The sequence below is a fragment of the Nostoc sp. FACHB-133 genome (genome assembly GCF_014698055.1).
In the GTDB taxonomy this organism is placed as follows: domain Bacteria; phylum Cyanobacteriota; class Cyanobacteriia; order Cyanobacteriales; family Nostocaceae; genus Nostoc.
Genome location: NZ_JACJSH010000055.1, coordinates 26,019 through 47,877 on the forward strand (window position 1 = coordinate 26,019; position 21,859 = coordinate 47,877).

Here is a 21,859-nt window from a genome sequence, read left to right on the forward strand (position 1 = left end):
AACTCTTCACTTAGGTGAGTTACAAAACCCACGAATCACGCATCATATCAAATATGGCGTTGCATATTTGCAAAATAATTTGGCAACTTCTAAAATTACCTCCTGCCCCCTGCCCCCTGCCCCCTGCCCCCTGCCTTCTCCCCTCTTCACATCCACCCCCCAACTTCCGCATCAGTTAAAGGCTTCTCTAACTTGCTATATTCCGTCTGAGCAGCCCGCAATAAGTGTTTCATCTGCACTGCCTCCCCAGCATCGGCGGCGAGGAAAGCTGCATTTAAGGCTATGTTGCGGATGTTACCTCCAGCGACATTTAGCCGGGCTAGTTGCAGAGCATCTAAGTCTGCGGTTGGGGTGTCGGCGGGAAAGACGCGCCGCCAAATCTCGGCTCGTTGTGTTGTATCGGGGAAGGGGAATTGCACCACGAAGCGAATCCGGCGCAGAAAGGCTGTATCAATTGCACTTTTTAAGTTCGTAGTTAGGACTGCTAAACCTGGGTAGCTTTCCATCCGTTGCAACAGATAGCTAACTTCAATATTGGCATAGCGATCGCGGGCATCTTTAACTTCACTACGTTTGCCAAATAAAGCATCAGCTTCATCAAATAACAAAATCACCCCGCCTTGTTCAGCAGCATCAAATACCCGGCGCAAATTCTTCTCTGTTTCGCCAATATATTTGCTAACTACCGATGATAGGTCAATGCGATAAAGGTCGAGGCGTAATTTATGGGCGAGTACTTCTGCCCCCAAGGTTTTACCAGTGCCGCTAGCACCTGCAAATAAAGCACTAATTCCCAATCCTCTAGCACTCTTGCCAGCAAAACCCCAATTGTTATATACAGTACTGCGTTGCCGGACATGAGCCGCAATGTCTCGGAGAACTTGTTTCTGTGCCTCTGGCAATACCAAATCTTCCCAATCACCAGATGGCTCAATCCTTTGGGCGAGTTCATCCAAGCGCGGACGTGCTTGCACACGACAGGCATCCCATAAAATGCTAGTGATATCGTTGTCTGGTTTTTGTGCTAACTGTCCTGCGGCTTCTGCACAAGCAGCCCGGATGGTTGCTGCACTTAGGTGAAACTGATCCACTAGGGTTTTAACTTGCCCGTTCATTTGTGATGCCATTGAACCTAGGGCATCTTGCCAAACTGTACCTTGTTCTTTGCTAGTTGGTTGATGTACGTCAAAATTAACTACTAGGCGTTGTCCTAGTCCAATCCGTTCTCGACTCGTAACTATTAAAAAGCCCTTGGTGCGTTCGATAAAACGAGCGATCGCATTCAGACGCACCATATCATTATTATCTAGTTCGTTGCAGTCTATGAGTAACGCACACTTACTTAAAATCGTCTCACGAGTCCATAGGCGAATCAGATTATCTAACTCACTAGGTGCTAAGGGAATCAGTTGTGCAGGCATTACCCACAAACTTAAACTTTGGAGTTGACAAATGGTTGCGGCAATGGCGCGTTTACTAGTAGTTTCGCTACTAGATAGCTGCACGATTGGTAAGCTATTAATTTTCTCAGCTTGCGACCAAACTGCTGCTACTCGCTCTGCTAAATCTTGGTGCGAGGGGACTAAATCGCTAACCTCTGATAATGGTTCAATGATGCCAGCTAATCGTTCGTCAAGATATTGAATGCCCGTGAGATAATGTAAAATCCGTTCGTCAATTCTAACGGGACTGAGAGTTAAGGCATGACCATCACCAATTTGAATTAACCGCCAATGACGTAAGGGAGCATTTGGAGCGATCGCATCCCAGTGGACATTAGGTAAAGCGGACAGAGCTAAACTTAGAGTTGGGTAAGCTCGTTGTAAATCTCCGTGCGTTATGGCACACAATTTAGCAAAATCTCCATTCAACTCCATACCTGCACACAACAGCAACAAATCACGTTCAAAGGATGAGAGGCTAAATATTTTGCATACTCTCTCCAATGCGGATGGCGAAGGCATTGCAGCAGCCGCTTTCTGTAACGCTTGCTGTAAATTCTCTTGATTTTTCTCTACAGATTGATTTTGCTCTTTTGCTGTATGATTTTCTAAAATCCCACGCACCACGGCAAGGGCTGCTGATAGATAGTGGTAGTTTGCCTCATCCCAATTGCGATTTGTTGTAGCATTCATAAGATTGTTACCTGTGGCGAATCATAAGCTCCAGACTGATTCTTCCTGTGCAGTGGACTTTCTGCCCCATCTACCTGCACCCGAACAATATAAGTTCCTGGCTTTACATTTTTGACAGGAATAACAATTGCATCGGTGTCTTCAGTGCGTGGTGCAACCAAGAAAGAGTAAGCTACCGGACTATTAACTGATAATTCATTGAGTAGCAAAACTACTCGCTGTGCCTTACCAACTTTGGGCTGGAATTTAACGGTAATTTCTGCTGTGCGTAAATTGTCGCCGCTATTTTCCACTTGAGCGACAAATGCTGTAATTATTGGATGGATGACAAAAGCTGCAACGTTTGATTCAAATACATAATCTGTTTGTCCTGCATTGCCCATTGTTAGATGTACAACTTGGATACCTTGCACACTTGCATATAAATCCGATGGGATTAACAGGCTAATTTGTGTTTCTTTAACATCATGAGGTACTAGTAAATTCTCCCTATGACTCAAACGGATTCGGGTAATCTCACCGCGTAAACGTTTACCACGAATTACTAATGTTGTGCCCGGAACAATCATTTGATCGGTCTTTGCCGGAGTCATAACTTGCTCTATGGTCGGTTGAGACAAGGGCATTATGTAGACTTCAGAATTTTCAGGTTTGCTACTCTCAATCAATACCATTGATGCCAGATAGGTAGCTGAAGGTCGATAGTGTGTTTGTAACGCAGACCATAATTTAGAAGTTTCTTCCATGTTAAAAAACTCTGGAGTCAGTTTAATCTGACCAATTTGTTCAGCTAAATCAGGTACAGATAGACTTGCTACAGCTTGCGAAAAAGCACTTGAGGTATTGGTTGTAGAGGCATTTATCAGAGTATTCTCAATAATATCCGATGTGATGGCTGGTGTTTTGTGTAATAAATGCATTGCATAGCCCAATAAAAGCTCCGCCTGAAAATCCTTGGCTCCATACGCTGTTAGTAAGTAATGGAGGTCAAGAGCTAGTGGTTGGCTCTGAGAGGATGCGTTTCCATTTATACGAGAATGCCTGCTGCGAAATTCCTGAGATACCCAATCGACATTGCGGTTCTGTGTTACTTGATAAAGAAAGAGGTTGATTTGAGCCCGCTCGTCAGCTTCAACTGAAATTCGATCGGGCGGTAGGGCAGTTACAATCACATCACCAACACTAGCAGCGATCGGATCGCTGACTAAGCCATTTTCCAGCAAGACTTTTAGTACTGCTGTCACGGCGGCTATAGAGAGTACATTACTCATCCTCGTTCCTCATGGCAATAGCACATCTTAATCATGTACGCCAGAGTACATTGACAGAATATATTTTGCAAAACTTTAAATATTCTGTAACAGAGACTATCCGCATGGCATACGAAGTATCAGCACTAATGAAGCTAAAGACTTCGTATAATTTGCGTTAACTTCACATCAGGAACCAATTTAAAGTACCATAGGTCTTAATTTTAAACATTTTATCAAATTGCTAGCATTATTTTAAGTTAGTAATATGTTAAGCTGAGTATAATCAGATAAATGCTAAGTAATATATATTACTAATATTCATCTAAGTTACCAAGTAAGCAAAATATTTGTAATACTAGTAGTATATCTGAGCTAAAGTCAAAACCTTAAAGTTACTAGAATGGGTTCCCCCAGATGAAATCCCCACCTCCTTCAAATTCTTGGATTGGTCGCTTGGTAGGTGATAACGAGCGATATCGTTTAGACAAACGGTTAGGCGGGGGTGGCATGGGAGATGTCTTCCTGGCAACGGACACCCGTGTGGGTCAACAAGTAGCGTTGAAGTTGCTCAAAGATACGCTGGTGGCATCACAAGAAATGAGAAAGCGTTTTGAGCGTGAGGTAGCAGTTTGTGCTGCTTTGCAAAGTGACCACATAGTTAAAATTAGTGATTGTGGATTCACCCCAGAAGGCTTTCCATTTTACGTAATGGAATATTTACGCGGGCAAACGCTCAGACAATTACTGCTGCGCGAGAAGCGGCTATCTGTTGAGCGGGCGGTGAAAATTATGGCGCAAGTTTGCAAAGGTTTACAGCTTGCCCATCAAGGGGTTACTCTCCAACGGGAAGGCGGAAAAAGCACTGAGCATATTCAGGTAGTTCATCGTGACCTAAAACCAGATAATATATTTTTAGTACCTACAGATTTGGGCGAGTGGGTAAAGGTTTTGGATTTTGGTGTTGCTAAAATTCGGAGTGAATCTTCAGAAAATACCAATATTACAAATATCACCAGTACTTTTATTGGAACATTTCGTTATGCACCTCCTGAGCAAATCCAAAGCGATAAAAACCTGGATGCAAGGGGTGATATTTACAGTTTAGGAATTATCCTTTATGAAATGCTGAGTGCCGCCGATCCCTTTGGAATCAGCATTAAGGGTAGTCATGTCAGCGAGGCTTCTTGGGTATTAGCTCATGCCTATGAACCACCGAAACCACTGAGATCGCAGCCAGGTTGTGAGCATTATTCCGTAGAATTGGAAGCAGTGGTGATGAAATGCCTCCACAAGAACCCAGCTAACCGATTTGCAACAGTAGAAGAACTCAATCAAGCTTTGCAAGCTGCTGCCAAATCTGTCATAGGCACTATTAATTTACCTGGAAAAGCTAGCGGGCAATCACAACCTTATAATCAAGGCTCAAATCACGAAACTGTTCCCAGACCATCAAACGACGACACCGTTTACCGTCCCCCATCTGCATATAATCAGGGTTCAAACCACGAAACTGTTCCTAGACAATCGAACGACGACACCGTTCTCCGTCCCCCATCTGCATACAATCAAGGTTCAAATCACGAAACTGTTCCCAGACAATCGAACGACGACACCGTTCTCCGTCCCCCATCTGCATACAATCAAGGTTCAAATCACGAAACTATTCCCAGACAATTTAACCCGATTGAGCAAAACCAATCTGAGGAAACAGTTCCTCCCCTTCAGCCTGGATACAACCAAGGTTCTAATAACGAAACAGTTCCGAGGCAGTTTAATCCAGTTGAGCAAAGTCCACAAAGTCCTGTGAATAATCCCAACCCCAGCAAACCGGACGTGACTTTGTATCAACCACGACCTGCGGCTAATCAAGGTGGCCAACAAGTGCCACCAGATAAAACATTGTATCAACCGCGACCTGGGGCGAATCAAGGTAGACAACAGGTACCGCCAGATAAGACATTGTTTCAACCACGACCTGGGGCGAATCAAGGTAGACAACAGGTACCACCGGATAAAACATTGTTTCAACCGCGACCTGGGGCGAATCAAGGCGGACAACAAGTGCCACCAGATAAGACATTGTTTCAACCGCGACCTGGGGCGAATCAAGGCAGACCACAAGTGCCGCCAGATGTGACAATGTATCAACCACGACCTGCATCAAATCAAGGTAGACCACAAGTGCCACTAGATGACACTATTTACCAACCAAAGCTAAGTGGGCAGCTAACTACGAAAATTACTCCGAATTTTTTGCGAATCTTGGGAGTAGTTTTGGCCATTGGGCTGACTTTAGCCTTGGTAGCCTATATTTATACTCAATCTCGTAAAGAACCTAGCAACCAGCAAATACCTAATAGCGATCGCATTCAGAACTAATTCAGCTAATAGTACGTCTCCACAGAGGTTATGGATAAAGCATATTTCATTCCCGGAGCTGTCTTTTACCTATATATATTCATCCCAAGCTACGGGAAAAGAATAATCTGAAAACGCCGAGAAATCACGATTGTCGCTGCGGGTTTCTTCATCCAAAAACTTGACAACTTTATTATAAATATCTTGTGCTTGTTGCGGAGAATCACCGATGCTGGTTAATCCCAACTTGCCAAACTGCGAAAGACAACCCATGAGATGAAACACTGTGCCAGTCTCTGTACCAGTGTCAAAGTGTAGTCTGTGTTCAGCAATGATATCCATCAAATCATTAGGTAATAATCCCTGATAGCGCTCTTTTTGCAAATTATCAGTAGCAATGTAGTATTTTGGACGACCTTGCTGACTATAAAATAAGCCCGTAGAAAGGTCATAGCGCCCGTTTGTTAATAATTTCAGGGTCATAAATGGATGAGTTGTGCCACCTTTACGCAGATTAATTTCGATCGCCTGAATATCCCACTCACCATTACCCTTGTCAACGGTGATAAAATCTACGCCAAATCGCTCTAAAGTACCTTTCTCTGCTAGCTTTCTACCAACTTGTAGTCCTAATTGTTGTAATTGCAATCGATAGCTTTCATCAGCCGGGAAGCGACAACCAAGATAAATCTGACCGTCTGGGCCTCCGAGAATTTGGTCGTGAGTTGAAAGGATTTCCACTTTACCAGTGGGTGTGATCCGTCCTTGGACACTGGGCGATCGCTTTATTTCCCCTTCCACAAATGCTTCGGCAATTGCCCCTAATTCTGAGATTCTTCCCGAAAAATTATCCCAAGTCTCAAGTTTTGCTTGAAAGCGCATTGTTGAGAAGCGATCGCTAATTGCTGCTACCCTTTGAGCATGAGTACCAATACCTGGTGCTAAATTCTCAATTGGTCTAAGATCGAGCAAGGCATTTCCCTCTCCCGAAATACCTTCGTTGAGTTTTACCACTACCCGTTTTAATGTTGGTTGTCTTTCCCACAAATCACTGGTAGCTTCTGCCAAATCTGTGTGGTTCCAAATTTTTTCACTGCCATCTGGATGCGGTACTCCGCTTTCCTTGAAGATTTGCCGACTGCCACTTTTTGTCCCCCAAATCTGTAAATTTGGTGCAGCAGCATACAGTGGTACACCCAATTTTAAAGACAATTCACCTTCCCAGTGTGAAGAGTTGTAGCAAATCATAAATGATTTATCTAGCCTCAAAGATTGATGAATCCGCTCTAGTAGACGGGGGCGTTCTAAAATCTTTTGACTGAGAGGTTTAAGGGAAGAATCGTAAGTAGAAAGTAGCAGCAAGCGATTGCGAGCATGAGAAAAGGGAATTCCTGGCAAAAGTTGCAGATAATAATCAATGATACTAGGATGCAGTGGTACTGATGTTACATAAATCAGGCGAGTCCGGGGATTTTGCAACCGAATTAAAGAAAATAGTAATCTTTCTTCATAATGTTCGCAGCCTTCGATCTTTTGGAGTTCGCGCTGATCGAGACTCAGGGAGGGAATAATTAAAATATCCGCTTCACTATTGTCAAATGACTCGATCGTTTTCCAGCGATCGCGCAGGGTTAATTGTAATTGGCGAAACTTTTCAACCTGCTCTAACTCGGAAATATTTAGTATTGCCATAACCCCTGCCCTCTAATAATCCCAATGTAGCGCACCACGCAGGCTTTTGGCCTATTAGTTTGGTAACTAGTAAGCAAGTACTTTATCCTGTAAAAATGTGGCTATGCAGATATCAGCTTAAATTAATACCAATGAAGTTTGAACGCATAATTTTATTATTCTGTCAAGCCACTTTTAAAGGTTTGTAGTAATGAGTTGATTGCTTAGAAAATAAGGACTAAACTCATTAATCTAAAATTGTCAATACGACTCATATTTTATTACGTGAAAAAGCTCCGTAGAATTTCGAAAGCCTTCTTTTCTATTGCCTCTTGCCTGCACATGCAAGTCACTATAGCTACCCTCCGTGAGGGATACAAAAATCAAAGCAGATTCCTGTATCCATAAATTTAAACTTGACAGACTAGTAGGTAGTTGTGCAACTACAAAGTGAAAAAGTATAAATCTATATTTTCATATATCGACAATGGCACAGTTCTTGAGTGAGCTAGAAGAAATCATGATTAACTAATTAAATAATTTTTATTATTTAATTTATTTTCCGTCTTAAGGTTGAGCAAATTTTAGCTTAGTTTACCTCTATGGAGCGATAAATTACAGCAACTTAATAGTTAACTTAATAGCAGATGAAATAGATAACTATTTCATCGAATCATTGTTTTATACTTGTTCTTGCCGTCAGGTGAATAGTGTCTGTCATGTTTGAGTATAAATAACGTCATCTGCCTACAGTTTCTAGAAATAAGTGCCTTTGATACCAATTCGGGATATGTATATCCGAAAAATTGCAAATGGTAAGTAGGAGCCGAAGCGGAAAATAAACCTTGGGTTAAATTTTTGATCCAGGGTTTACTTTTGAAAATGGCTAATGAGAAAGATGGGGGTAATAAATGCCCAATTCAATATTCAATTACCAAGAAAAAACTTATGGCTAAATCAAAAGAGAAAAAAGAGAAAACATTGCAGCCGCCACAGCAGCAAGAATTACCAGGTGTTGAATCCGAAATGACACCAAAACCGAAAGCAGATGATGCCCAGTATCGAGGTAGTGGCAAGTTACAAGATAAAGTAGCATTGATTACGGGTGCAGACAGTGGTATTGGTCGTGCTGTAGCGATCGCATTTGCTAAAGAAGGTGCAGATGTGGCTATTCTTTACTTGAATGAACACGATGATGCCAAAGAAACAAAACATTTGGTAGAAAAACAAGGTCGTCGTGCAGTAACTATCGCAGGCGATATTGGCGATGAAACTTTTTGTCAGCAAGCTATCCAACAAACAGTTGGTGAGTTTGGCAAACTCGATATTCTCATCAACAACGCCGCCGAACAACATCCTAAAAAAAGTATTGAAGAAATCACTAAAGAACAATTAGAGCGAACTTTCCGCACTAATATCTTCTCAATGTTTTTTATGACTAAAGCTGCACTCAAGCATTTGCAAACAGGCAGTGCTATCATCAATACCACATCGGTAACAGCTTATAAAGGTAGCCCACAACTGCTAGATTATTCTTCTACAAAAGGTGCGATCGTTGCTTTTACTCGCTCCTTATCACAAAATTTGGTGTCAAAAGGAATTCGCGTTAATGCTGTCGCGCCAGGGCCAATTTGGACACCTTTAATTCCCTCAACTTTTCCAGAAGAGAAAGTTGAGAATTTTGGGAAACAAGTACCAATGCAACGAGCCGGACAACCAGAAGAAGTTGCCCCCAGCTATGTATTTCTAGCATCTGATGATGCTTCTTATGTCTCTGGACAAGTTCTGCACGTAAATGGTGGCGAAGTTGTCAATGGCTAATTGAAAAAGAATTCAGAAGTCAGAATGGGCTAAATGCCCCGCTACCGCTAACAGAACTCAAGAGTCAGAATAAATTCTGACTCCTGAGTTCTGTTCGATAAAAAAGTTAGGAGTTAGAAGTCATAGAATTTGGAATTTTATATTTTTTGTTTAATTCCAAATTCCAAAACTAAAGTTATCAGAATTCAAAATTATAACCTATTAACTACTAACTCTTCACGCCTAACTCTACCCTCATGGTCTTCCATTAGAGGGATGAGTAACAATTGAAATATTGATAATCTATTCAGCAGCATACATTTAGAGATAACAACTACGTCTATGGCATCTCCTACACCACTATATGGCACAGAACTAGTAGATTGTGCTAGAGCAAATGCCAAGCAAGGAATTGAAACTGCTGCTTATCAATGTGGCTATGGTCAAGACCTCAACAAATTTGCCCAAGAACTCAGACAAGCTTGTGAAGAAATGAATTTACAAGTAAAAGAACTTAGTGGATTAATTACTGAACAAGACATGATACTGCAATTGGGTACTGGCGAAATTGTTGCTCCAGTGACGGAATCAGAATTGTAAAAAATAGTCATTTTTCGTTCGTAATTTGTTATTGATTAATGACCAATGACTCCTTTCGTAACTTTAAAATTAACTGCGCCAAATTGAAATAAATCGAAACGCCTACTACCTCAACTTCTGTAGTAGTAAATGGTGCTGACATCAATGCCGGATCTAAACTGAGGTAGCAAAATAGAAACGGCAGTGCTGAACCGGACATAGAAGTTAAAACAAAAATTGCTACCAGGCACATGCCGCGATCGCTACTTCTAATCGCCCTTGCAGAAAGTAAACCCATACAGTTGCGATCGTTTCGGGGCCAACTATCTGCAATGTGTCAAGCGATCGCATTTCATCGGTGTTTATCCCTCGAATCACCACTGTAGAAGACTGGGCGCGCACATTACCACCAGCACCAGTCAGCAAAGGGATAAACGCCGTCAGTGTCACCATTTTTGTTAAAATTTTCTCTTGTGACTTAATAATTGTTCCTGTAATGGTGTATTGATTATAAGTAAAACCAACAACCATACAACCCGCTTCTGAGCAATTTCTAATAAATTCATCTGAAAATAGTTGTCGCCCCCGACTGCACACTACCACCCAAGGTATAGATATCTTCGGTGGTTTCTTCTTATCTTCAAATCAGCTTGAACATTCCCACTTACATCCTAGTTTAAGAGCAATACAGTTCAGATAAGACCAAAACACTTGTAGAGACGGCGATTTATCGCGCATCTCAAAAACCCAAAATTTTTACCAGTAGCCCTTAACTGAACTTTATTGAGTTTAAGAGGATGTTTGGAAAGTCGTTAAGTATACTATAAACCCCGCTTCCATTCCTCTTTGTGAAAGATCGAGAGGCTTTGAATTCCCCCTTACCGCGTCGAGAAGGCAGGGTAGTTTCATACAAGTGGAGAAAAATAACAACTGGGTTGCAAAGCCTCTCTCCTGTTTCTGATCGCAAAGATATGAATTAATAGTCAAGATGAAGCATAGATAAATATTACTTTTTTAAATCTTTAAATATTATAATTTTCTTTATATAATTTTCATGTCATTAAGAAATATGAGGCTAGAAAACATGACATCATTCCCTATATTGGCAATTTTTATTTAAAAACCATTAAAACTTTTATATTCCTTTAAAAAGGTATATAGCAATATGAATATTTAAATAAAGTTCTATAAAAAAGATAGACATAACACCCTGATATAGTGTCAAATATGTAGTTGATAAATCTAAGGACAGTACTTAAGCATTCTCATGTAAAATATAATCTTCGACTACTTAAGCATTTATCTGACATCTTGGATTTTGCTTTGTTTCAACTTTATGTAACTGCTTATCAGTTAGATTAAAAGCTCTCTTGAGAGGTTACTTATAATTTTTCATTAAATTCACCAAAGTGAATTTAATCAAAAAATTATAAGTTTGTAATAAAACATAACCATTTATAAGGACTATTGCACCCTTTTGATAATTAATATCTGGTATTTCTTGTAGTACCAATTCTTCTCTATAATCTACCTTCAAAGAATATATAGAAAGGTACATCAGCCCATATTCGTTCATTTTGAGGTTGACACAAATAGTCAGCCCATTAGAAAGGAATATGAGCGAAGGAGTATATATAAAAAATAGTTTCTATCAGCAATTAAGAGAAAATATTACATGCAACAAATATATTAATAAGAAAATTTACTGTTATCTTATTAATATGTTTACACCTAGTATAGCGACGCTTTTTTTGTTGGAAATATCCATTATAAAACTAGTTCCACAACATTAATTATGGAGTTAGTTCTAGCACTATTATGAGGCATATATTTCAATGAATGAATTACAGAATCAAAATTCTAACCCAACGGTAATTGATAATAAATCTCTACAAACCCTTGATAAGACGCTGCTGCCAAGTATTTCTTCTCAAGCTAGTGCCAGTCTGCTTTCTCAAGGAGATGGACTCAAAGCAGAGTACTACGACAACATCGACTTTACCAACCTGAAGAAAACCCGTACAGATGCGACGGTGAACTTTGACTGGGGTCTTGGTTCTCCAGATTCGTCCATTGCTCCAGATACCTTCTCAGCACGTTGGACAGGTCAGGTAGAAGCCAAGTACAGCGAGACTTACAACTTCTATACCACTAGCGATGATGGTGTGCGACTCTGGGTGAATGGTCAGCAAATCATCAATCAGTTTGTCAATCAATCTGCCACTGAATTTAGCGGTTCGATCGCACTAGTTGCAGGTCAGAAGTACGATATTAAGCTTGAATACTTCGAAAATACCGTCACTGCCGTTTCCAAACTGGCTTGGTCAAGTGCTACTCAGACCAAAGAAATCATTCCTCAGTCACAACTTTATAGTCAGAGCAACGTACCTGTTATTGGTAATGGCAACGGACTCAAAGCAGAGTACTACGACAACATCGACTTTACCAACCTGAAGCAAACCCGTACAGATGCGACAGTGAACTTTGACTGGGGTCTTAGTTCTCCAGACTCGTCTATTGCTCCAGATACCTTCTCAGCACGTTGGACAGGTCAGGTAGAAGCCAAGTACAGCGAGACTTACAACTTCTATACCACTAGCGATGATGGTGTGCGGCTGTGGGTAAATGGTCAGCAAATCATTAATAAGTTTGTCAATCAATCACCTACAGAAAACACTGGCTCGATCGCACTAGTTGCAGGTCAGAAGTACGATATTAAGCTTGAATACTTCGAAAATACCGTCACTGCCGTTTCCAAACTGGCTTGGTCAAGTGCTTCTCAAACCAAAGAAATCATTCCTCAGTCCCAACTTTATAGCCAGAGCAACGTACCTCCTAGTGGTAATGGCAACGGACTCACAGCAGAGTACTACGACAACATCGACTTAACCAACCTCAAGAAGACCCGCATAGATGCGACGGTGAACTTTGACTGGGGTCTTAGTTCTCCAGATCCGACCATTGCTCCAGATACCTTCTCAGCACGTTGGACAGGTCAGGTACAAGCTAAGTACAGTGAGACTTACAACTTCTACACCAGTAGCGATGATGGTGTGCGGCTGTGGGTCAATGGTCAAGAAATTATTAATAAGTTTGTCGATCAATCACCTACAGAAAACACTGGCTCGATCGCACTAATTGCAGGTCAAAAGTACGATATTAAACTTGAATACTACGAAAATACTGTCACTGCCGTTTCCAAACTGGCTTGGTCAAGTGCTTCTCAAACCAAAGAAATCATTCCTCAGTCCCAACTTTATAGTCAAAGTGCTAATGGCAACGGCAACGGACTCAAAGCAGAGTACTACGACAACATCGACTTTACCAACCTGAAGCAAACCCGTACAGATACGACAGTGAACTTTGACTGGGGTCTTGGTTCTCCAGAATCGTTCATTGCACCAGATACCTTCTCAGCACGTTGGACAGGTCAAGTGCAAGCCAAGTACAGCGAGACTTACAACTTCTATACCACTAGCGATGATGGTGTGCGACTCTGGGTGAATGGTCAGCAAATCATCAATCAGTTTGTCAATCAATCTGCCACTGAATTTAGCGGCTCGATCGCACTAGTTGCAGGTCAGAAGTATGATATTAAGCTTGAATACTTCGAAAATACCGTCAATGCCGTTTCCAAGTTGGCTTGGTCGAGTGCTTCTCAGACCAAAGAAATTATTCCTCAATCACAACTGTATTCACCAGTTCTTCAGACCACAATCACATTAGGATCATCTTCCACAACTCTAAACGAAGGCGCTGTTAATGCTACCATAACTTTGCTCAGGAGTGGTGATTTAAGCAGCACATCTTCAATCAAGTATGCAACCATAGCTGGTACTGCCACAGCAGGAGTTGACTACGGAAGTGATGGTAGCGAAAGCGCTGGAACAATTATTTTTGCGCCGGGTGAAAGCAGCAGACAAGTATCAATTCCGATCAATGACGATTCATTAATAGAAGTAGATGAAACCTTTAGTTTTGTTATCGATCAGCCAGGGGGAGCAACACTAGGACTCCAAAGAACTCTTGGAATTACGATTCAAGATAACGATCGCTCTGGCATCGATTTTAGTGCGCCAGTAATTAATGAGGGTGCTGGTACAGCTACAGTGACAGCTACACGGGGTAACACTGTAGGGGCTGCTAGTGTGAACTACACAACTGTGGATGGAACGGCTAAAGCTGGATCTGACTACCAAAGTAAATCTGGAACCTTGAGTTTTATCGCAGGACAAAGCCAGCAAAACATTATTATCCCCATTATTAATGACAACGTTGAGGAATCAAATGAAACATTTACTCTCAACTTTAGTAATGCAGTTGGAGTCCAACTAACTAATCAACAAACAACTATCACGATTCTTGATAATGACTCTACTAAGTTTGCTTTAGATACAGTAGCTTCTGGTTTGAATCAACCCACAGCTTTTGACTGGACAGCTGACCAAAAGCAGATGTTCATTGCCCAGAAAAATGGGGTGGTGCGAGTCTTAGACAACGGCAAATTATTAGCAACACCATTTATCGATATTTCTGGACAGGTAAATGACACGCGCGATCGCGGTCTTTTAGGCATTGCTGTACATCCAGATTTTGGCAAAAGTCCAACTGGCAATAACTATGTTTACCTATTGTATACTTACGATCCACCAGAAACTAATCCAAACAACCCTAAAAACAATCCCGCTAGCACATTGGACAATCCCGATCAGAATGGGAATCGGACTGCACAGCTAATTCGGGTAACAGCTGACCCGAAAACAAATTACACTACTGCCATTGCCGGCAGCCAATTTGTACTACTGGGTACTAATGCCACTTGGGATAATATTAGCCGTCCAGATGGAAATAGCACAAATGTCTCACTTGGCTACGCACCATCAGGAATTATTAACAAAGATACTGGTAAGCCGTTTACTAGCTTGCAGGATTATCTCAATAATCTTGATAAAGTCCAAAATGTCCAGAATTTTATAGCCAACGATAGTGAATCTCACTCAGTTGGTGCTGTGCGCTTTGGTACTGATGGTACTCTGTTTGTCAGTTTAGGAGACGGGACTTCCTACAACGGGATAGATCCGCGAGCAATTCGCGTTCAGGATATCGATAATCTATCCGGCAAGATCCTGCATATTGATGCCATTACTGGTCAAGGTTTATCAAGTAATCCTTTCTACAACGGCGATCCTAATAGCAATCGCTCCAAGGTCTATAACTTAGGTCTGCGTAACCCCTTCCGTTTCACAATTGATAAGAATAATAACCCTGTTATTGGTGATGTTGGCTTTGATACTTACGAAGAGGTCAATGTCGGAAAACCAGGAGCTAACTTTGGCTGGCCGTTCTATGAAGGAGGTCTTGATGCAAATGGAAACATCGTCAGCCTGCAACAACCAAAATATGCGACCCTAAATGCAGCAAAAGACTTTTATAGTAGTGGCAAAACTGTTACAGCACCAGTTTATACTTACAAGCATTTTAGTTCCAATTCAATTGTTTTGGGTGACTTTTACACAGGCAATACTTTCCCCTCAATCTATCAAGGTGCGTTATTCGTTGGTGATTTCAGTCAAGGAACTATCGATGCCTTGACATTCGATAGCCAAGGCAAACTGGTTTCTGTTAAGCGGTTTGCTTCCCCAGCAGACACGCCAAATCTAGGAGTGACTACACAAATCACTACTGGAAAAGATGGTAATCTGTACTACGCAAACTTGACCGGGGGTGAGATTGATCGCTTCCGACCTGCTTAGAGATGACTTGAAGGAGGCAGGATAGCGAAGCATTAGCGAGTCCGCGAGCGTCGGCAGGAGGCAGAAAGAAGGAATAAACTTTTTATGTCTGATTTTTTGAGTCCTGTACTTCATACCTCATTTACTTGAAAAATCCTGTATCAATTATCAGTGAACAGTCAAATAACTGTTCACTGATTTTTGTCAAGATAACTTTGTTAGAAATCCCAGCAATTTTTTGGTATTTGATGTCAAGAGTGTGCGGCGATAAGCATCAGCTGCTTTTTTAATAGCTTCGGCTTGAGTGGGATAAGGATGAATTACACTGCTTAACTTACTCAAACCGAGCTTATTCACCATTGCTGTAGTCACTTCTGAAATCATCTCACCCGCGTGACTGGCGACAATAGTTGCACCAATTATTTCATCAGTCCCCTTTTTGTGGTGGATTTTCAGAAATCCTGATTCTTCACCATCTGCGATCGCTCGGTCTACACTACTAAAAGGTATTTTGATTGTCGTCACCTCAATACCCAATTTCTGCGCCTCGTGTTCGTACATCCCCACATGGGCAATTTCTGGGTCAGTATAAGTTACCCACGGCATCACCAAACTGCTGAGTTTCGAGCGTCCTAAGCCAAAGGGAGAGAACAGCGTATTTTTAATTACAATCCGCGCCGCAGCATCAGCAGCATGGGTAAATTTCCAGTTCATGCAGATATCGCCAGCCGCATAAATTTTGGGATTCGTCGTCTGGAGGTAATCATTTACCTTCACACCTTGGCGCTTGTCGTATTCTACACCCACAGCTTCTAAATTTAGATTTTCGACATTTGGCGATCGCCCCGCACCGACTAAAATTTCATCTACTGTCACCGAATCTCGATGACCATTGGAGGAAAAGTAAAGTCGTTTCCCCTCAGTAACAGTTACCACTTCTTCCAACTTGGAATTCAACACTACGCGAATTCCTTCTCTAATCAAAACCTTTTGGAGAATTTCAGCAGCTTCAGCGTCTTCTTTATTCAGAAGATGAGAACCGCTATGGAAAAGTACCACCTCAGAACCCAAGCGGCGGAAAGCTTGCGCCAATTCGCAACCAATGGGGCCGCCGCCAATCACCGCCAAACGTTCCGGTCGTTGAATTAGGGAAAAAACCGTCTCATTCGTTAGATAACCCGCCTTTTCAATTCCCGGAATCGACAGTTGTGCGGCTCTTGCGCCAGTAGCAATTACAGCTTTTTTAAACCGCAGGGTTTTACCGCCAACTTCCACAGTATTTTTACTCGCAAATCGACCGCTACCCAAAAAGACATCGACACCCAACTTTTGAAACCGCTCCGCCGAGTCGTTGTGGCTGATATCAGCCCTTATCCGCCGCATCCTTGCCATAACTTTGGGAAAATCAACATCTATATTATTATGTTGGGGAATATTAACTCCCAAGTCTTTAGCATCCCAGATTTCGCCAACTACACGGGCAGACCGAATAATAGTTTTAGATGGTACGCAACCAACATTTAAGCAATCTCCACCCATGAGATGCTTTTCAATTAACGCCACTTTTAAACCCAAATCTAGACCCGCAGCACCCGCCGCCACCACTAATCCCGCCGTACCAGCCCCAATTACTACCAAATCATAAACATCGGCAGGTTGAGGATTAACCCAATTTGGCGGATGCACGTAAGATACCAACTTTTGGTTATACTCATCCGTTGGGCGAACCGTGACTCTCTCTAAATCTGAATTGGTCATTGGCGAAACCTCTTTTAAGAATTGAAAATACTAAAGTCAACTACCTTTGGGAGGAATTGAAAATTAAGAATCCTGATAAATTTAGTTGGCTCAGTCTCTTGTTTTTTATGTTTGTTTAATAATAAATACAACCTTTGAATTGTTTTGTCCGTTTGGGAATTGACAGATACGATTAAAGTTTTCCTGTATAAACGTTTCAACAATCGATAATTTACAGCAATTTGCTGTTGAATAAACGACACTACTAGAGTAAGCTAAAAATATTTTAATTTGCATCCTCAAAAAAATGAATCTCTTGTGGGGTAGGCATCTTGCCCGCGCTAGTTGTGCAAATTAAATACGCGACAGCTTACCTACAATTCCTCTTCTAAAGCTTTACGTGCAATCCGGGTTATATAAACTGTAACGGCTACTGTCGCAATCAAACCCAAAATCCGAATTGCCCATTGTAAAGTTGGGTTAGTAGGTTGAGCTTCAGTACCAATCATGGCAAGATTACTTGCAAGGGAACCTATATAAACGTACATAATGGTTCCAGGAATCATCCCTACAGAGCCAATGAAATAATCTTTAAGTGAAACTCCCGTGATGCCAAAGGCATAATTTAATAAATTGAAAGGAAATATTGGCGAGAGTCGCGTTAGCAGGACAATTTTTAATCCTTCTCTGCCAACGGCTTGGTCAATAGCGGCAAATTTTTTGTTATCTGCAATTCTACCAGCAACCCAACCCCTTGCTAAATAACGTCCCACAAGGAAAGCAGCTGTAGCGCCAAGGGTTGCACCAATGAAGACGTACAAAGAACCCCAAACTACGCCAAATATAACGCCAGAACCCAAGGTGAGAATAGAACCAGGGAAAAAAGCGACGGTGGCGATAATGTAAAGGGCAATAAAAGCTATAGCTCCCAACGCACCCAAGCTATCAATCCACTGCAACGAATTCCGTAAAATGGTTTGAGGATTGAAATAATTTGGATTTGCAGATTCTTCTGCTAGAGCCGCGTCTGTGTTTAATGCGAAAGCACTCGCCAATATCAATAATATTAATACACCTAGGCTAAAAAGCTTCTGTAAGTTTCTGGCATCAATACTTTTAAATATCTGAATGATTGTTATTTTTGTCATGGGTTGTTATTTCTTCTAATGCCACACTTTGAGCTAATGCTTTTTGAGAAACTTTTGTGATATATACAGTCACAGCAACGGTAGCAATCAACCCAACTACTTGCATTATCCATTGCCAGACTTGAGTTTCTGGAGTAGTTGGTTGATGAGACGTGTTAATCATGGCAAGATTACCAGCTAAAGAACCAATATAAACGTACATCACAGTACCAGGAATAATGCCAAAGGAACCTAATATATAGTCTTTGAGAGAAACCTGTGTGACTCCAAAAGCATAATTTAATAAATTGAAGGGAAAAACGGGACAGAGACGAGTTAGAAAAACTATTTTCCATCCCTCTTTAGCAACTGCTAAATCAATTGCTTTAAATTTAGGATGTTTGTCCATTTGTCGAGAAACCCAATCTCGTGAAAGGTAGCGTCCAATAATAAAAGCTAAAGTTGCTCCGACTATTGCAGCAATTAGCACATATATTGACCCCCAAAATACTCCAAACAGACAACCACCTTTGAGTGTCAAGAGAGAACCCGGTATAAATAATAACGTTGCCAAGTTGTAAATGAATATATAAGCGATAGGCCCTAAAACTCCAAGACTCTCAACCCAAATGATTGATGTGTGTAAAAGTCCTTGAAAGTTTAACTGTTTAGCAGCAATTATTAAAGTGAAAATCAGGCAACTTAGGAGTAGTAGTTTGAGTTTAGAAGTTAATAAAGGTTTTTTCATTTTTATAAGTTTGACCTTCTGAGGCTCAAGTTTGAAACCTAGATTTTAAATTCACTGCTCCTAAGATATAGTACCCAGATGAGAAACAGCTTAAATTCTTTTAAATTTTTCTCGGCGATACCAACAACGAATTCGCTCAGGTGAAACGCCGAGTAAATAAGCAATAATTACTATTTGATTAAGCAGCGTAGTTTTGAATACTCCCTTTTGCAACCATCTACGGGCTGAAGTAACAACTGGTGTAGGAATAATTACAATTCGTCCAATGGATTTTAAGCAACGTATGAGTTCAAAGTCTTCCATGATAGGCAATTCAGCAAAACCACCAATTTGCTGAAATACTTTTTTGGTTAAAAAAATTGCTTGGTCGCCGTAGGGCATTTGGCAAAAATGCGATCGCATATTTACTCCCCACTCCACCCATCGTAAACTTAAAAGTGGTGCATCAATCCGCAACTTAAATGCACCAGCCACAGTCCCAGGTTGTTGTAGCGCTGTGCGAATCATGTCATCAAACCCAGTCGGTAAACGGGTATCTGCATGAAGAAATAAGAGAATATTCCCGCTAGCAGCTACTACACCCGCGTTCATTTGCACAGCACGACCGGGAGATGATGAGATAACTTTGACATTTAAAGACTGAGCTATTTCTATGGTGTTATCTTTAGAGCCACCATCTACTATGATTACTTCTATATTTGTATTGGGTTGAGTAGTTACAATTGCTTCTTTGATATTCCCTGCTTCATTAAGAGTCGGAATAATAATAGAAATTCTAGCTGCGTCAATATTTTGACTCATAAATTGTTATTTTTATGTTACTGACGGATGGAAAGTTTACCCTCAGTTTATTGACCCTCCTAACGTCGCTACCGCAAAATACTATGTTATTCTAAGCACGTAAAAATACTGAAATACTTGATTCTATTATTACTTCAATACTTGAAGTATTATTTTATCCTGGTGTTCAATTAATTCATACCGCACTCAGCAACGCCGAAAAATCTTGCGATGCCTGCGGCGGGCGGAGCCATCGCTTCGTATACAAAAGCTTTAGAATTCAAAAATGGCAAAAGTTTTCGGAGAGTGACAAAAGCGGTTGATGGTGATTGTCATGCTTCTAAAATGCAGCATTTAGGTCATTTTCAAAAATACAGTATTTACGAGATCACCTGCGGAATCTGGATTTAAATAAATCCCCGTCTGAAAAAGTCTTTATAATTAACAACTCATCATGAAAACTAGTATTTTTCACCGCCCGTGCCACACCCTGACAAATGGTCGAATGGGGCTATTGCTGCTCGGTCGAAGGCGTGACATCGGCGGATGGAGAAACTGAAACTTTGAGTTTTCTATGGAATGCTGGGACGATCACCCTGCTTTACGGATTTAGAATTGCTCGGTTTCTTTTAATTAGGCGCTCTTACCCCATTTTGTCCCAATGCAGAATAGTCTCTGGCTGGGAAGAGGCTGGCTTGACTATTTACATCATACTTAAATCCTTGGACAGGAACAATTTGCTTGAACGTAATCCCTTGAGCGGGAGCAGGTGATATTCTTGCGTTTCTCCCATAAGCATCTGTATAGATTACTGAATTTGCAGAATTGCTAAATGCAAGTCCAGAAAAGTGAGTTTCTATTTGAGTTGTTCCTCGAAAGGGCGATCGAGGGTCGTCCCACTCGACCTTACTACCAGCAGCTAATGTTTCTTCGCAAATTAAAGTTGTAGAAAGAGGATGCACTGGGTCGTAGCAGCTATTCACAGTCCTATTGATCTTCGTTGTGGTAAACGGATCATAAAAACGGGAAGGATTTGTGATGTTAAAGTAAAAACTTTTTCCAGCAAAACCAGTAAGCCAAGATTCAGTATTTCTTGTATTTACATCTGCCGTTTTTTCATCAACTGTCCCACGCTGGTAACAACCAGCAGTAGGAATGGCGCGATGGGCATCACCATAGGGTTGATTTGTAGGGGAGGGAGTAATACCAGGATTTACCGATAAGTCACACAAAGAAGTTTCAGGTTCTTTAAATTCTCCGGCAGCACCAAACAAAGCAAAATGCTTTAAATTGAAGGGTTCAAGTCCATCACATTTACCAGACGCAAACATTTCATGGGCTGTATTTGCTAGGGCATCCGGCGAATGTGTACCCATGTGCAGTTTTAAGCTCACGTCACAGGATTTAATTAAACTGGTGTTGCTGGCATTGAACATCTGCCAATTATTGGCAACAAAAAACTTATGCCCAAAGTGATCTTCATTCCTATAAACAGATTGATTTGCTAGTTGCTCATTTACATAGCCAAAAGCTGGCATACCTGCAATATTAAATACCTCTGAACTGAGCGGATCATCGCCATGCTCGTGACCGTATGTACAATACGTATTTGTTTCAGGGTTGAAATCTACAGGTGGATGCCATGTGGGGTATGCTTTGCCATCCTCGCCGTTGGTAAAATAAGTATCGTGCATCCACTTGGGGCATTCCCATGTTTTGCCAGGAGACCACAGCCCATAGGATCTCGCCAGAATCTGGGAACTGGCTGGAAGTAGGTTTTGTGTTCGTATCGGTCTGCCAGAAATAGGAATAACAGGCGAACCTTGGTTTACATTGTCGGATTGGATTTTTTGTATCTCGTCAATTTTTTGCACTGTATCCTTTGCCCAGAAGGCAAACCAATTAAAGCGCATAGAACTGTTAGAGCCTGTAAACCTAA

General features: G+C 41.3%; 13 protein-coding genes and 2 pseudogenes. 6 read left to right on the forward strand and 9 right to left on the reverse strand.

The genetic code is table 11. From position 1 onward, the window contains the following. Positions 1 to 146 precede the first annotated feature (146 nt). Positions 147 to 2,135, reverse strand: a complete 1,989-nt coding sequence (locus H6G86_RS29915; RefSeq protein WP_190937352.1) for an ATP-binding protein — start codon at positions 2,133 to 2,135, stop codon at positions 147 to 149. Beyond that, on the reverse strand, positions 2,132 to 3,406 hold the full coding sequence (locus tag H6G86_RS29920) for a Pvc16 family protein (protein ID WP_190937353.1): 1,275 nt from the start codon (positions 3,404 to 3,406) through the stop codon (positions 2,132 to 2,134). The genes H6G86_RS29915 and H6G86_RS29920 overlap by 4 nt, the downstream gene beginning before the upstream one ends. Before the next feature lie 396 nt (positions 3,407 to 3,802). Between H6G86_RS29920 and H6G86_RS29925 the strand changes: the two genes are divergently transcribed. Beyond that, complete coding sequence (locus tag H6G86_RS29925; RefSeq protein WP_190937354.1) at positions 3,803 to 5,767, forward strand: protein kinase domain-containing protein; 1,965 nt, start codon at positions 3,803 to 3,805, stop codon at positions 5,765 to 5,767. Positions 5,768 to 5,836: 69 nt separating this feature from the next. Here the strand turns inward: H6G86_RS29925 and H6G86_RS29930 are convergent, their stop codons facing one another. Next, positions 5,837 to 7,438 carry a peptide ligase PGM1-related protein gene (locus H6G86_RS29930; protein WP_190937355.1) on the reverse strand — a complete coding sequence of 534 codons (1,602 nt, stop codon included), beginning with the start codon at positions 7,436 to 7,438 and terminating at the stop codon, positions 5,837 to 5,839. A 927-nt stretch (positions 7,439 to 8,365) separates the two neighbouring features. Here H6G86_RS29930 and H6G86_RS29935 point away from each other — a divergent pair. Next, positions 8,366 to 9,238 carry an SDR family oxidoreductase gene (locus H6G86_RS29935; RefSeq protein ID WP_190937356.1) on the forward strand — a complete coding sequence of 291 codons (873 nt, stop codon included), beginning with the start codon at positions 8,366 to 8,368 and terminating at the stop codon, positions 9,236 to 9,238. A 321-nt stretch (positions 9,239 to 9,559) separates the two neighbouring features. Then, complete coding sequence (locus H6G86_RS29940) at positions 9,560 to 9,817, forward strand: hypothetical protein (RefSeq protein WP_190937357.1); 258 nt, start codon at positions 9,560 to 9,562, stop codon at positions 9,815 to 9,817. Between the two features lie 28 nt (positions 9,818 to 9,845). On the opposite strand, the pseudogene H6G86_RS29945 reads toward H6G86_RS29940, so the two are convergent. Then, positions 9,846 to 10,430, reverse strand: a pseudogene (locus H6G86_RS29945) (magnesium transporter); the annotation flags it as partial. 1,201 nt (positions 10,431 to 11,631) lie between these two features. Here H6G86_RS29945 and H6G86_RS29950 point away from each other — a divergent pair. Beyond that, on the forward strand, positions 11,632 to 15,549 hold the full coding sequence (locus H6G86_RS29950; RefSeq protein WP_190937358.1) for a PA14 domain-containing protein: 3,918 nt from the start codon (positions 11,632 to 11,634) through the stop codon (positions 15,547 to 15,549). Positions 15,550 to 15,732: 183 nt separating this feature from the next. Here H6G86_RS29950 and H6G86_RS29955 read toward each other — a convergent pair whose 3' ends face one another. The 4 genes from H6G86_RS29955 to H6G86_RS29970 form a co-directional block, all read right to left on the reverse strand. Further along, complete coding sequence (locus H6G86_RS29955; RefSeq protein WP_190937359.1) at positions 15,733 to 17,286, reverse strand: mercuric reductase; 1,554 nt, start codon at positions 17,284 to 17,286, stop codon at positions 15,733 to 15,735. Between the two features lie 353 nt (positions 17,287 to 17,639). Continuing rightward, entirely contained in the window at positions 17,640 to 18,413 is a 774-nt protein-coding gene (locus tag H6G86_RS29960) for a TVP38/TMEM64 family protein (RefSeq protein WP_190937360.1), read from the reverse strand. Beyond that, positions 18,382 to 19,140 carry a TVP38/TMEM64 family protein gene (locus H6G86_RS29965; RefSeq protein WP_114081623.1) on the reverse strand — a complete coding sequence of 253 codons (759 nt, stop codon included), beginning with the start codon at positions 19,138 to 19,140 and terminating at the stop codon, positions 18,382 to 18,384. The genes H6G86_RS29960 and H6G86_RS29965 overlap by 32 nt, the downstream gene beginning before the upstream one ends. A gap of 90 nt (positions 19,141 to 19,230) precedes the next feature. Then, entirely contained in the window at positions 19,231 to 19,941 is a 711-nt protein-coding gene (locus H6G86_RS29970; RefSeq protein WP_190937361.1) for a TIGR04283 family arsenosugar biosynthesis glycosyltransferase, read from the reverse strand. Positions 19,942 to 20,004: 63 nt separating this feature from the next. On the opposite strand from H6G86_RS29970, the pseudogene H6G86_RS39000 reads away from it, so the two are divergent. Beyond that, a pseudogene (locus H6G86_RS39000) lies at positions 20,005 to 20,115 on the forward strand (IS1 family transposase); the annotation flags it as partial. 36 nt (positions 20,116 to 20,151) lie between these two features. Further along, complete coding sequence (locus H6G86_RS29975) at positions 20,152 to 20,331, forward strand: hypothetical protein (RefSeq protein ID WP_190937362.1); 180 nt, start codon at positions 20,152 to 20,154, stop codon at positions 20,329 to 20,331. Positions 20,332 to 20,549: 218 nt separating this feature from the next. Here the strand turns inward: H6G86_RS29975 and H6G86_RS29980 are convergent. After that, positions 20,550 to 21,859 (reverse strand): hypothetical protein (locus H6G86_RS29980; protein ID WP_206758453.1); only part of this gene is annotated, 1,310 nt, incomplete at its 5' end.

Coding starts and splice junctions, on each gene's coding strand:
- H6G86_RS29965 (WP_114081623.1), bottom strand. CDS start 19,140: ATGAAAAAACCTTTATTAACTTCTAAACTCAAACTACTACTCCTAAGT.
- H6G86_RS29950 (WP_190937358.1), top strand. CDS start 11,632: ATGAATGAATTACAGAATCAAAATTCTAACCCAACGGTAATTGATAAT.
- H6G86_RS29975 (WP_190937362.1), top strand. CDS start 20,152: ATGCCTGCGGCGGGCGGAGCCATCGCTTCGTATACAAAAGCTTTAGAA.
- H6G86_RS29915 (WP_190937352.1), bottom strand. CDS start 2,135: ATGAATGCTACAACAAATCGCAATTGGGATGAGGCAAACTACCACTAT.
- H6G86_RS29935 (WP_190937356.1), top strand. CDS start 8,366: ATGGCTAAATCAAAAGAGAAAAAAGAGAAAACATTGCAGCCGCCACAG.
- H6G86_RS29920 (WP_190937353.1), bottom strand. CDS start 3,406: ATGAGTAATGTACTCTCTATAGCCGCCGTGACAGCAGTACTAAAAGTC.
- H6G86_RS29955 (WP_190937359.1), bottom strand. CDS start 17,286: ATGACCAATTCAGATTTAGAGAGAGTCACGGTTCGCCCAACGGATGAG.
- H6G86_RS29940 (WP_190937357.1), top strand. CDS start 9,560: ATGGCATCTCCTACACCACTATATGGCACAGAACTAGTAGATTGTGCT.
- H6G86_RS29970 (WP_190937361.1), bottom strand. CDS start 19,941: ATGAGTCAAAATATTGACGCAGCTAGAATTTCTATTATTATTCCGACT.
- H6G86_RS29960 (WP_190937360.1), bottom strand. CDS start 18,413: ATGACAAAAATAACAATCATTCAGATATTTAAAAGTATTGATGCCAGA.
- H6G86_RS29930 (WP_190937355.1), bottom strand. CDS start 7,438: ATGGCAATACTAAATATTTCCGAGTTAGAGCAGGTTGAAAAGTTTCGC.
- H6G86_RS29925 (WP_190937354.1), top strand. CDS start 3,803: ATGAAATCCCCACCTCCTTCAAATTCTTGGATTGGTCGCTTGGTAGGT.